Below are 13,125 nucleotides of genomic sequence, written 5' to 3'. Positions count from 1 at the left end.
TCTACTTATCCTCCTTTTGAGCTTTCTTAGCGGCTTTCTTTGCTGCTCGTTCCTTTGCTTTTTCGGCTTTTTCCGTATATTCTTCAACTGTCTTTTGCCGAACAGCTTCGTCATGAATTAGTGGGAATCCACGCTTCCTTCGTTCTTCAACAAAGGCTTTGGCAATCGACTTTGCCATAATACGAATTCGGTGTAAATAACCTGCTCGTTCAGTAACAGAAACAGCGCCACGGGCATCTAACAGGTTAAATGTATGGCTGCACTTTAATACATAATCATATGCCGGGTGAACAAGGCCAAGCTTAATCAAGCGCTTTGCTTCCTTTTCATAATCATTAAAATCTTGAAGAAGCATATCTTGATTACTTTCTTCAAATGCATACTTAGAGTGTTCGTATTCAGGCTCTTGGAAGATATCACCATATAGAACACCATCGGCCCATTCCAAATCATAAACCGAATCAACATTTTGGATATACTCAGCCAAACGTTCAAGACCATAAGTAACTTCTGCTGCAACCGGACTCATTGGTAATTCACCAACAACTTGGAAGTAAGTAAATTGGGTAACTTCCATTCCATCAAGCCAAACTTCCCAACCAACACCAGCACATCCCATTGAAGGATTTTCCCAGTTATCTTCAACAAACCGGATATCATGTTCTAATGGGTCAATACCAAGTTTTTTTAAGCTGCCTAGGTATAGTTCTTGAATATTATCAGGAGAAGGCTTCATCAACACTTGAAACTGGTGATGCTGGTAAAGACGATTAGGATTTTCACCATAGCGTCCATCTGCCGGTCGACGTGATGGTTCAACATAGGCCACATTCCAAGGTTCAGGCCCAATAGCGCGAAGGAAAGTATAAGGACTCATTGTCCCAGCACCCTTTTCGTTATCATAAGCCTGCATTAACATACAGCCTTGATCAGCCCAATATTGTTCTAGTGTGAAGATTATGTCTTGCACAGTTAATTTATTTGTCATAGTCTTGACTTCCCCTTTCAATGAAAAAGTCCCTACAGTATCACAACGGATACTGTAGGGACGAAATTAATCGCGGTTCCACCCTACTTTTTTACATTTCTGTAAAACAGCTTAGTTTCTCAATAGCTGTTAGAGTGCCAAGGATAAATATCTACAAGGCTTTCACCGTCCCTTGATCGCTGGGTTATCTATCCGATAATCTCTGTCATTGCCGATATTCTATTAAATACGTTCTTATCATAGAAAAATATTTAGTAAATGTCAATCATTCATTGATAACTTTCCAATATTTTGTTCCCATTTATTCATTTGTTTAATAAACCGCTTTGATTTTAAATTTAATCCCACTTGATTATCGTACAGTGTATCTAACACTAACTGCAACCGTTGTTTAGTTGCCGAACTAATACGGATCGAGTTTAATTTTTGTAAATTTATTGTCGAAAATCGCTGTAAATAGTACACTGTCTTTCGATCTAAATGCATTCGATGATCATCAAGCGACCAATGATTTTGACATAGCATTCCACCATATTGTTCTGAGAAATCCAACCTGAGATCGTTACGACCGCATACAACGCAACGATCCCAAACAGGGGCAACACCAAACGCTACTAATAATTGAGTCTCAATTATATTTGTGATTACCTGCTCATCTAATCCTTTTTCAATTAGGTCTAGAGCCGCAGCAACTTGATTAAACCATGCCCCAATACTCCGGCCATCATTAAACGCACTATCGACTAATGCAAGAATATAGGTAACATACGCATTTTTATTAATGTCACTTGCAATGTTGCGGTATTGTGCTGTATCACTTGCCGTATTAATAAAGCTCAGCCCATTTTCATCAAGAGAACCGATATACGTTCCATGGGTAAACGGCAGAATATCAGCTGCCATTCGAAAGCCGCGTTTTTTGGCATTTTTCACAAAAAACATTGCTGGGCCAATTTTATCAGTAAGCATTTTTATTAATAAATCTCGTTCACGGTAATCCTGACGGTACATGATTATCCCTGTAAACTGCGTGATTACACGTGCCATGGAACTATCATCCCTTTAGTAATCTTTATTCCGATAACCGTAGTCTTTTAGCATAGCTGACTTATCCCGCCAATCTGGGACAACCTTTACCCACAATTGAAGGAAAACTTTATCCCCTAGCAGCCGTTCGATATCCTGACGGGCCATTGTGCCGATCTTCTTTAGCATTTTCCCGCCTTTACCAATAATAATACCCTTTTGACCAGGCCGTTCGACAATAATGTTAGCGGAAATATGAAGATGGTTTTCATCTTCACGTTTTACTGAAGTCACATCAACAGCCACTGAATGAGGAACTTCTTGACGAGTAAGCAAGAACACCTTTTCCCGAATCATTTCAGCGATAACAAATCGTTCGGGATGGTCGCTAACCTGATCAGCGGGATAATATTGCGGTCCATTTGGCAGGATTTCAATTAAATCATTAATTAGATTGTTGACATTATTTCCCTGAAGTGCAGAAATCGGAACAATATCCTTAAATGAAAGGGTATCTTTATACTGGTTAATTATTTCTGGGAGATCATTAGGATTAACTTGGTCAATTTTATTAACGACTAAAAAGATCGGTTGACTGACTTTCTTTAGTCGTTCAATAATAAAATCATCACCAGGGCCTCGCTTCTCAGTCGCGCTAACCACAAACAAAACAGCATCTACTTCATCCAATGCTGACATTGCTGATTTTTCCATAAAATCACCAAGTTTGGTTGACGGTTTATGTATTCCTGGAGTATCAATAAAAACAATTTGTGCTTCTGGACTAGTATAAATCCCCTGAATCTTGTTACGAGTTGTTTGCGCAACATTACTCATAATTGCGACTTTTTGACCCACAACGTAATTTAATAGCGTTGACTTACCAACGTTAGGACGACCAATTATGGCAACGAAACCTGACTTATAGTTTGGATTATCCATACTAAAAACTTCCTATCTAAAAATTATTAATAAACGAGGGATAAAAATAATTAATCCCACTAAAACAGAAAAGACTGCTGAGATAAGCACACCACCAGCAGCAACGTCTTTGGCTTTTTTTACATTCAATTCGTAATGATGATCAACAATCAAATCAGTAACTGCTTCTGTAACGGTATTAAGAAATTCAGCCGTAAAAACGACAAAAATTGCTAGTAAAATCCACAGCCACTCCATTGCTGATATTCGCAATAAAGCAGCAAGCAAAATAGCGCAACACGCTGCTAAAAGATGATAACGCATATTTCGTTCTTCACGAAGCACTTGTATAATTCCATCAATCGCATGGCGCATTGCCTGTATCAAATGATGATTTTTCTCAGTTTGATGTTTATCGCGTGAGGCCATAGTCATCTAATATCTCCCGTTGTAAATTAAACATTTTTTCCTCATCAGCAGGATCTTCATGATCATACCCATTTAAATGAAGAAAACCATGAACAGCTAAAAAGCCTAATTCACGATCAACAGAATGTCCTAAGAATTTTGCTTGTTCACCAACTTTATCAATTGAAATGAATAAGTCGCCTAAATTAGCAGGTATCTCCGCAGCCATTTCGGGATCCATAATAATTGGCGTTTCTTCCCCTGATTCTTCTGCAGCAAAGCTTAAAACATCAGTTGCACGGTCAACATTACGATATTGTGCATTTAATTTTTTTATTTCTGGATTATTAACAAACGTTAAAGACATTTCAGTGTTTTCAGCGAGGCCTAACTTAGCAGCTGCAAACTGTAATAAATCAATTACCATTTTTTGCTGTTCACTTGAAATATGGTCCGCTGTATGGTCAAAAAGTTCCAAGTCCATTACTTTTCCTCTTTATCTTTCTGCGCTAATCGCTTTGATGTTTCACCTTCATAAGCAGTAATAATGCGTGCTACCACTGGGTGACGAACTACATCTTCCGCACTAAACTTAACAAATTTAATTGATTTAATATTAGTCAAAATCCGTTCTGCATTAATAAGGCCACTACGCGTTCCGTGAGGCAAATCAATTTGTGAAACATCACCATTAATAACCATTTTTGACCCAAAGCCAAGACGAGTCAAAAACATCTTCATTTGTGCATTCGTTGTGTTTTGAGCTTCATCTAAAATTACAAATGCACTATCAAGAGTTCGTCCACGCATATAAGCAAGTGGTGCAATTTCAATAACGCCCCGGTCAATTAAACGCTGAGTATGATCCGCACCAAAAATATCATTTAGGGCATCATAGATTGGTCGCAAGTAGGGGTCAACTTTTTCTCGAAGATCACCAGGCAAGAATCCTAGACTCTCTCCTGCTTCAACAGCTGGCCGAGTTAAGATAATTCTCTCGACTTCGCCCCTCTTCAGTGCTGCCACCGCCATTGCAACAGCTAAATATGTCTTACCCGTTCCAGCAGGGCCAATTCCAAATGTAATATCATTATGCTTTATTGCATTAACATACTGTCGCTGACCAAAATTTTTGACGCGAATTGATCTTCCACGTCGATCTTTTATAATAGTTTCACTGTATAAGTCGGCAAAATATTCTAAAGTACCACGATGGGCCATCTTCATTGCGCTAACAATATCAGTACTATGAATCCGAATTCCCTGATTAAGTAAAGAAATTAAGGCTCGAAATACATCAATGGTAAGTTTTACATCTTCCTCCAACCCGGTTACTTTTAAATTTTCACCAAAAGGCCGAATTTCGACGTCCATTCCTTGCTCAATTAAGCTCACAAACTTATCTTGTGTCCCTAATAAGCCAACTTCAATTTCAGGGCTTTCGATTTGAAAAGTTTGTTCAATCTTCTGTTTTTGTTCTCCCAACTATACAATCTCCTTTAATTTAGCAGATTTTATTTACCGTTAATTATATCATAAGAATAATTACAATAAAAAACGAGAGCTTGAGAAAACCGGTCAAGTTTCTCCTTCTCCCGTCATCTATATTTACTGTATTGATTACTTATCACTTTTCAAGATGTCTTTAGCGATTTTAATTTGTTGACGAACTTGCACAAACCCTGTACCGCCATATGAATTCCGACGCTCTACTGCTACTTTAGGCTGTAAAACGGTATATACATCTTCATTAATTTTAGGAGAGATTTTTTGATACTCTTCTAATGGAATATCAACAAGATTTGTTCCGGTTTTAAGCCCTTTTAATACTAACTCACCGACAATTTCATGTGCTTTTCTAAAAGGAATGCCTTTTGTTGCAAGGTAATCCGCTAGTTCTGTTGCATTTGAGAAATCATGATGAGTCGCATGTTCCATCGCATCCTTCTTAACTTGTAAGGTTGCAATCATCCCGGTCATAATTTTAATGCTTGGTAGAATCGTCTTTATGGCGTCAAATAAACCTTCCTTATCTTCTTGCATATCCTTATTATAAGCAAGCGGCAAGCCTTTCATTGTAGTCAGCAAGCCAAATAAGTCACCGTAAACACGACCAGTTTTCCCACGAATTAATTCCGCCATATCCGGATTTTTCTTTTGTGGCATGATTGAACTACCGGTTGAATAGGAGTCTGCTAATTCTAGGTAGCCAAATTCATAGCTGCACCAATAAATCAGTTCTTCACATAAACGCGATAAATGCATCATCAGAATACTAGCATTGCTCAAAAATTCCAGCGCGAAATCACGGTCAGAAACAGCATCTAAGGAATTATGGTAAGGCTCAGTAAACCCTAAATATTTTGCACTCAGCTGACGGTCAATCGGAAAAGTAGTACCCGCTAATGCTGCGGCCCCTAGAGGTGATAAATCGGTATGCTGTTGATTGAACTCAAATCGCTCAACATCCCGTTGAAACATCTGGAAATAAGCCATCAAATAATGACCGTAAGAGATCGGCTGAGCGTGCTGCATATGAGTGTAACCGGGCATAATTGTTTCAACATTTGCCTCTGCCTTATCGACTAATTCGCCTTGCAGTTTCTTTAATTCACGAATAATAATCGGTAACCGTTTTTTTACATATAAGTGAAGATCAGTTGCAACCTGGTCATTTCTACTCCGCCCTGTATGAAGCTTACCAGCAACAGGACCAATCTCTTCTGTTAGTAATGCTTCAATATTCATATGAATATCTTCATTATCTATTGAAAATGGGAGTCCTTCGCTAGTTAATCGTTCGCGCAGCTTTTCAAGTCCAGCAGTAATTTTATCTGCGTCAGCTGCGGATAAAATTTTAGTCTCTTTTAGCATTTTCACATGAGCTAGTGAGCCTTCAATGTCTTCTGCTGCCATTTCCTGATCAAAGTTAATTGATGCGTTAAATTGGTTAACTAGTTGGTCACCAGCTTCTTCAAACCGGCCACCCCACATTCTCTTAATGGGCATCGCTTGTCTTCTCCTTTACATCCTGCTTACTCTTATTTTGTACTTGAGCATAAACTTTATCTGGTAATTCCCACAATTTGATAAATCCGGTTGCCGCTTCTTGGTCAAATTCGTCAGCTGATGTGTAAGTAGCTAGGTTCTTATCATAAAGTGAGTTTGGTGATTTCCGTCCTTCACAAATGACATTACCCTTGAATAATTTAACCCTTACAACACCGTTAACAACTTCTTGAGATTTATCAATAAAGGCTACCAAAGACTTCATCAATGGTGAGTACCAAAGGCCATTGTAGATAATTTCACTCATTTTTTGTTCAATCAATGGTTTGAAATGAGCAACTTCCCGTTCTTGAGTCAAGTCTTCCAAGTCCTTATGAGCTGCTAATAAAACGGTAGCGGCTGGACACTCATAAATTTCCCGTGACTTAATACCGACGAGCCGATTCTCAACATGATCAATTCGACCAATACCATGACTACCTGCCAATTTATCAAGCTTCATAATTAGTTGGTCTAATGGCATCTCTTCTCCATCAATGGCAGTTGGTACACCTTCATTAAAAGTGATTTCAATAGTAGTTGGCGTATCTGGTGCTTCTTCAATTGGAACTGTCCGATCATAGGCATCAGCCGGAGCAGCAGCCCATGGATCTTCCAAAATTCCACATTCATTTGCCCGTCCCCATAGGTTTTCATCGATTGAATAAGGACTAGCTTTAGTAATTGGTACCGGAATCCCATTATCTTTAGCGTACTGAATTTCTTCTTCCCGTGACCAGTGCCAATCCCGGATCGGATCTTCAATCTTCATATCAGGGGCTAAAGCATGAATTCCAGCTTCAAACCGCACTTGATCATTTCCTTTTCCAGTACAGCCATGGGCAATTGCAGTCGCACCGTATTGATTAGCAACTGCTACTAGTTTTTGCACGATTAATGGACGAGAAAGTGCTGAAACTAATGGGTACTTTTGTTCATACATCGCATGGGCTTGGAGTGCAGGTAATACAAATTGTTCAGCAAAGTCGCGCTTAGCATCAATCACTACTGATTTCCATGCACCAACTTGGAGACCTTTTTCTTTAATTGCCTCTAAGTCTTTGCCTTCACCAACGTCGATACAACATGCAATTACATCATAGCCCTTATTTTTGAGCCATGCAATTGCTACTGAAGTATCCAAACCACCAGAATAAGCTAAAACAATTTTTTCTTTTGACATAATCTCGTCCTCCATATCATTTAGAAATTGATTGTTTATAAATATACAAGGTTAATGAATAAAAATCAATAGTTTTAGCATATTTTTTCAAAAAAACTCTATTTATGCAGAAAATAAACATATAATTGCATAAATAAAGTAAAAGATGAAACTAATTTTGATGATTAATTTCTTGCTGGTTTTGAACACGATAAGTAATTAGTTCTGACGCTTCAAGATTTTCTTTATGCATATCTACAGAATTAATCTGACTATTTTCATAAGTCCGATAATAAAAGATTCCCTTTGATAGATTTGAACCATCAGAATAAATTGTATACTCATAGGTGTTTGGCGCTATCTCATCTAAGCCTTTTTGCTGTTCTACAGATTGAAGAATATGGAAATAATTAGTAATATTTTCCACTTCAGAATTGCCAACCGGTGCGTGCATCTTTGCAAATGTAGCTTTCACAAACCGGCTTTCTGAATCCATTCCGCCGGGCAGAAAATGACTGCCAAATCCGCGACTATAAACTGGCAAATCAACTTCCGGCGCAATCGTATTCTCTGGAGCTGTTGGCGAAATACCGCGATAATTGCTAAGATTTACCAATTGACGCGGAAATTCTGGATTATTTGTTAAAACGCCAACTGGATTATCATATACTTTCAAACCCTCAATAGTTGATTCAACGGCAATTGATGCACCAGTCTTATCCGCGATAATCCAGTGAAGCGGTGCAGCTTGTAATTTATCCGAGAAATTAAGATTTGCAATATTTGCATTAGCAAGCAGCTTTTTTGCCTCATTTACTGATGATGCGGTTGCGAGAATATATGGAACTAATTCAAAAGAGGCAATATTATCCTTTCCTTGCTGAACCGGAAAGTAGTGAGCAGGACCATTAAAATTAAGCCCCGCCATGCCTACACCCTTTTCATTTATCCCATCAAAGTATAGCGGGTAGTCATCACGAATAATTGACATCCCAATAATTGCATAATGATGTTCAAGATTGGGCACTTCACGAAATTCTAAATTTTTGTTGCGGGGAGTAATTACTATTCTCTGTCCTAAATCCACTTCCAAATCAAGGTTACGGCCAAAATAATAGTCACCCGCAGGATAGATAATTGATGTACACATAAAAAAGGCCCCTTTCCAGTCATATACAACTTAATTTTAAGTTATAACTATAAAAAAGTGCAGTCAAATGCATAGCAGGGTATTTGCTATCAATTTGATTGCACTTTCTATTATTTGTTTAACTGCTCTTTTACAACCTGGTTAACTAATTTTCCATCTGCCTGGCCTTGAACTTTTGGCATAACAGATTTCATTACCTGCCCAAAGTCCTTCATACTAGATGCGTTAAGTTCATTAATTACTCCCTCAACGATATTAGCAACCTCGTCTTTGGATAATTGCTTTGGCATATAACTTTCAACGATAGCCAATTCCTTCTTAGCTTGGCTAATCAGATCTTCACGTCCAGCTTTTTCAAACTCTTCAAGGGATTCCTTGCGTTGTTTATATTCCCGTGCCATTACCGCAATTTCTTCATCGGAGCTCAAATCATGCCCAAGTTCAATTTGTTCATTTTGAACAGCTGCCTTTAGCATTCGTACAACGTTCAAGGTCTCCTTATCACGTTTTTTCATTGCTGTAACCATATCTGATGTTAATTGTTGTAGTAAGCTCATTTTTATCCTTCTTTCATAGAAAAAAGCTCCCACCGAGCAACAGGTGAGAGCATACATTTTTAGTAACGACGACTGCGCTTGTTCTTACGCTTCCGTGCCGCTTCAGATTTCAACTTGCGTTTTACACTTGGCTTTTCGTAAAATTCACGTTTACGATATTCTTGCAATGTTCCGTTACGTGAAACTGAACGTTTAAAGCGTCGAAGAGCGTCGTCTAAAGATTCATTCTTACGAACGACTGTTTTTGACATGTTGATCCCTCCCTCCGAGCTTAAAGTTACGTATCGAGGTCGCAGACATACTGCTTCCCTTTCACTACAAAAAACATTTTACCCAACATGACCTACCCTGTCAACATTACTTTTAAATAAAAATTTAAATTTATTATCATTCGACAATTTGCCCATTCTATAAACTAAGAAAGCGCTTTTCTTCTTATGCAATTAATTGTATATTTATACTATTTTTATATTTTATATTGCATAAATAAGCATTTAAGTGTATATTTATAACAATTTAATTTTGCTATTCTAAAAAGGAGTTATTAATTATGAAAGGTTTTAAACATTTATTAATGCTGATAATAATTGCATTTCCTATGTTATGCACCCCTATTACTGCATTAGCCGCAAACGAAAGTAGTTCAACTAGTTCGTCAGCAACAAATTCATCGCAAGTTGCTAGTGACGATTCTCTACAAAAGATTAAACAAAAAGGTACTTTAGTTGTTGGGATGAGTGCTGACTATCCTCCATATGAATTTACAACTAAAGAGAATGGGAAAACTAAGTATGTTGGTTTTGAAGTTTCTCTTGCTAAACAATTTGCTAAAGATCTTGGCGTTCGTTTAGTCATTAAAAACATGGACTTTGACTCCTTACTGGTAGCCTTAGAGACTGGTAAGATTGATGCAATTATTTCTGGAATGAATGTTACAAATGAACGGAAAAAGAGTGTTGATTTCTCTAATACCTATTACTCAGGTGATAGTTATTTCTTAATTAACAAAGGAGATAAGGATAAATTAGTTAGCGCAAAAAGCTTTAACGGAAAGACTGTTGGTGCTCAAAATGGGACTCTCCAATCTACTCTAATCTCTAAAGAAATGCCTCAAGCAACTGGAAAAGGACTTGCAAAACTTTCTTCTTTAGTTATTGGACTTCAATCTCATAAATATGATGGGGTTTTAATGGATGCAGCTACTGCTAAAGCCTATGCAGCCAATAATTCAAACCTATATGCCTTTAATTCAAAGCTGCCAAATACGGCCGGCGGAATAGCGATGGCATTCCCTAAAGGTGATACTTCATTAGTAAATGCTGCTAATCAGACAATCAAAAAAGTTAATAAAGAACAGTTGATTAATAAAAAATGGATTCCGCAAGCATCCCAATACATGAAGAGCTATAAAAAGCAAAACACGGTTCTTAGCTACTGGCGTTACTTCGCTAAGGGGATTAAATACACCTTAATCATAACTGTAGTCTCTGTTATTTGCGGTTTTCTATTAGGAACCCTCTTTGCTTTAATGCGTCTGTCAAAGAACAAATTCTTACACTCAATCGCTGTTTGTTACATTGAATTTCTACGTGGAACCCCAATGATGGTTCAAATCATGTTTGTCTACTTTGGAATTGGTGCTATTATTCAATCGTTACCGGCCCTTCTTGCTGGGATTATTGCTGTTTCATTAAATTCCGGTGCATATGTTGCCGAAATAATTCGTTCCGGGATTCAATCAATTCCGCTTGGTCAGACTGAAGCCGCGCGGAGTCTTGGAATGAGCAAGAATGAAACATTCCGCTACGTGATCATGCCACAAGCACTTAAAAATATTTGGCCGGCATTAGGAAACGAACTGATCACTCTGTTAAAAGATAGTTCATTAGTTTCTGTTATCGGTGTTTCCGAATTAATGTACCAAACACAACTGGTGCAATCTGCAACTTATAAAGGGGTCCTACCACTATTTATTACAATGATTATCTACTTTATTCTTACATTTACATTATCCAGAGTCCTACTTTACTTTGAAGGGAGAATGAAACATGCCCACTAAAATGATTGAAATCAAAAATCTTCAAAAGAAATTTAAGAATAACATTGTCTTAAAAGACATTTCAGAACATGTTGACAAAGGACAAGTTATTTGTGTAATCGGTCCTTCAGGAGCAGGTAAAAGTACTTTCCTTCGCTGCCTAAATGCTCTTGAACAGCCAACAGGCGGTCAGGTTCTTTTTGAGGGACAAAATTTAATTGGTCTAAACGATAAAAAGCTTGATCAATTACGGGAAAAGATGGGAATGGTTTTCCAAGGGTTTAACCTCTTTCCTAATATGACTGTTCTTAAAAACATTACCATTGCACCAGTTAAAGTAAAAAATATTGATGAAGAACAAGCATCAAAAACGGCAATGAATTTATTAACAAAAGTCGGTTTAGCCGATAAAGCCCAACAATACCCTGATCAATTATCCGGTGGTCAAAAACAACGGGTTGCGATTGCCCGAGCTTTAGCAATGAGTCCGGAAGTAATGCTATTTGACGAACCAACAAGTGCCCTTGACCCTGAAATGGTCGATGAAGTATTAAAAGTAATGCGTGACTTAGCAGAATCAGGAATGACAATGGTCGTAGTTACACATGAAATGGGATTTGCCCGTGAAGTCGCCGATCAAATTTGGTTCATGGCAGATGGTTATATTCAAGAAACTGGTGATCCAGAAGAATTCTTTAGTCACCCAACCAGTCCTCGAGCCCAAGATTTCTTAAAAAAGGTTCTTAAGTCCCGAAATGTCAATTTAAATTAGAAAAATGTTGAAAGCTGTTCATCTGTGACGTGACTTAGGAATACTTCAAGTGGTGTGCGGTAGTGAAGTGACTTCCGTGGAATAGTATTTCGTTTGTGCATCAGCTGGGTGATTAGTTCATCTGGTAAATTACGGAAGTCTAATCGTTTACTGAGACCGTCACGACGTAAGATACCATTATTGTTTTCATTCAGGCCGCGTTGATTGGGCGCTCCAACCTCCGCAAAATAAGTATGAAGATCATGTTTATTGGCAATCTCACGCCAGCCCGCGAATTCCTTACCATTATCAAAGGTAATCGACTTAACGAAATGACGAGGTATTTTAGAAAGCCATTTATCCAAGTGATAGTTAACTGCTTCATCAGTTTTACGATGAACGTTAAGCACAATCATCACCTTAGATTGACGTTCCACCAAGGTCATGACCGCACCACGATGAGCTTTTCCTTGAACAGTATCAGCTTCAAAGTGACCAAACTCGTGTTGGTAGTGAGGAAAATCATGGTATCGCTGGTAAATACTCCGACCGAGATGCCCCGCCTTACCACGTCGTTCGACATAGCCATTGGGGTGTCGCTTGCCTTTCATCGGTAATTGCTGGACGGCAAAATTGTACTGTCCACGAGCAAACATCCGATAAAGTGTCCGCATACTACAGCTAATTGTCCGTTCTGCTCGACCAATGATCGTATCAGGTGTCCAGCCCGCTTTAACCTGCTCATTGATGTAGCTGATCTCATCCTTGGCTAGCTGAGCCTGCTTACGACCACAACGCTGCTTATTCCGTTGGTAAGCCTTAAGATACTGTGCAATGGTCTTACCGCTATCAAGAAATCGATAGACTCGGTAAATAGTTTCTTGGCTTCGTTTAAGCAGTTTAGCAGCTTGATAAGCCTTCGTACCTTGGTGCCAAAAATTAGCTATGAGGGTTAGTTCACGTGTGGTAAGATGTTTATAAGTCATTTGTGATGTTCCTTTACTTTTGTTTGTGGTTATTCAAAAGTCTATCACAAATGGCTTTTTTATTTTTCTAACTTAATTTTACAAACGGCG

The 13,125-nt window shown here is 38.3% G+C and carries 14 protein-coding genes; 2 read left to right on the top strand and 12 right to left on the bottom strand.

What is annotated here, in order from left to right:
* Window position 1: 1 nt before the first annotated feature.
* The 11 genes from glyQ to rpsU all read right to left on the bottom strand — a co-directional run bounded on the left by glyQ (window position 2) and on the right by rpsU (window position 9,511).
* Window positions 2–988 (bottom strand): glycine--tRNA ligase subunit alpha, encoded by a 987-nt coding sequence (glyQ, locus tag H5S41_RS01920; protein ID WP_163704146.1) that lies wholly within the window; start codon window positions 986–988, stop codon window positions 2–4.
* Between the two features lie 261 nt (window positions 989–1,249).
* On the bottom strand, window positions 1,250–2,035 hold the full coding sequence (gene recO, locus H5S41_RS01915; protein ID WP_182601950.1) for a DNA repair protein RecO: 786 nt from the start codon (window positions 2,033–2,035) through the stop codon (window positions 1,250–1,252).
* Window positions 2,036–2,050: 15 nt separating this feature from the next.
* Window positions 2,051–2,956 carry a GTPase Era gene (gene era / locus H5S41_RS01910; RefSeq protein ID WP_182601948.1) on the bottom strand — a complete coding sequence of 302 codons (906 nt, stop codon included), beginning with the start codon at window positions 2,954–2,956 and terminating at the stop codon, window positions 2,051–2,053.
* A 12-nt stretch (window positions 2,957–2,968) separates the two neighbouring features.
* A complete protein-coding gene (locus H5S41_RS01905; RefSeq protein ID WP_163704166.1) occupies window positions 2,969–3,364 on the bottom strand; it encodes a diacylglycerol kinase family protein in 396 nt (131 codons plus the stop codon).
* A complete protein-coding gene (ybeY, locus tag H5S41_RS01900; protein ID WP_182601946.1) occupies window positions 3,348–3,827 on the bottom strand; it encodes an rRNA maturation RNase YbeY in 480 nt (159 codons plus the stop codon). Before ybeY ends, H5S41_RS01905 begins: the two co-directional genes overlap by 17 nt.
* Window positions 3,827–4,828 carry a PhoH family protein gene (locus tag H5S41_RS01895; protein WP_182601944.1) on the bottom strand — a complete coding sequence of 334 codons (1,002 nt, stop codon included), beginning with the start codon at window positions 4,826–4,828 and terminating at the stop codon, window positions 3,827–3,829. The genes ybeY and H5S41_RS01895 overlap by 1 nt, the downstream gene beginning before the upstream one ends.
* Before the next feature lie 135 nt (window positions 4,829–4,963).
* Window positions 4,964–6,352, bottom strand: coding sequence for an argininosuccinate lyase (gene argH / locus H5S41_RS01890; protein ID WP_182601943.1), 1,389 nt, complete (start codon window positions 6,350–6,352; stop codon window positions 4,964–4,966).
* Entirely contained in the window at window positions 6,342–7,574 is a 1,233-nt protein-coding gene (locus H5S41_RS01885; protein ID WP_182599143.1) for an argininosuccinate synthase, read from the bottom strand. Before H5S41_RS01885 ends, argH begins: the two co-directional genes overlap by 11 nt.
* A gap of 151 nt (window positions 7,575–7,725) precedes the next feature.
* Window positions 7,726–8,703: a choloylglycine hydrolase gene (gene bsh, locus H5S41_RS01880; RefSeq protein WP_182601941.1), complete on the bottom strand. Its 978-nt coding sequence runs from the start codon at window positions 8,701–8,703 to the stop codon at window positions 7,726–7,728.
* Between the two features lie 110 nt (window positions 8,704–8,813).
* On the bottom strand, window positions 8,814–9,260 hold the full coding sequence (locus H5S41_RS01875) for a GatB/YqeY domain-containing protein (RefSeq protein WP_182599147.1): 447 nt from the start codon (window positions 9,258–9,260) through the stop codon (window positions 8,814–8,816).
* Between the two features lie 59 nt (window positions 9,261–9,319).
* Complete coding sequence (rpsU, locus tag H5S41_RS01870) at window positions 9,320–9,511, bottom strand: 30S ribosomal protein S21 (RefSeq protein ID WP_003674289.1); 192 nt, start codon at window positions 9,509–9,511, stop codon at window positions 9,320–9,322.
* A 299-nt stretch (window positions 9,512–9,810) separates the two neighbouring features.
* On the opposite strand from rpsU, the gene H5S41_RS01865 reads away from it, so the two are divergent.
* Window positions 9,811–11,319, top strand: a complete 1,509-nt coding sequence (locus H5S41_RS01865; RefSeq protein ID WP_182601939.1) for an ABC transporter substrate-binding protein/permease — start codon at window positions 9,811–9,813, stop codon at window positions 11,317–11,319.
* Window positions 11,309–12,070, top strand: coding sequence for an amino acid ABC transporter ATP-binding protein (locus H5S41_RS01860; protein ID WP_310740888.1), 762 nt, complete (start codon window positions 11,309–11,311; stop codon window positions 12,068–12,070). Before H5S41_RS01865 ends, H5S41_RS01860 begins: the two co-directional genes overlap by 11 nt.
* Here the strand turns inward: H5S41_RS01860 and H5S41_RS01855 are convergent.
* Window positions 12,067–13,035, bottom strand: a complete 969-nt coding sequence (locus H5S41_RS01855) for an IS30 family transposase (RefSeq protein WP_085720378.1) — start codon at window positions 13,033–13,035, stop codon at window positions 12,067–12,069. The two genes, H5S41_RS01860 and H5S41_RS01855, sit on opposite strands and share 4 nt — an antisense overlap.
* Window positions 13,036–13,125 lie beyond the last annotated feature (90 nt).

The organism is Limosilactobacillus albertensis (assembly GCF_014145555.1).
Taxonomy (GTDB): domain Bacteria; phylum Bacillota; class Bacilli; order Lactobacillales; family Lactobacillaceae; genus Limosilactobacillus; species Limosilactobacillus albertensis.
Note: the sequence above shows the minus strand (reverse complement) of the source record. Positions and strands in the feature narration are given on the sequence as shown.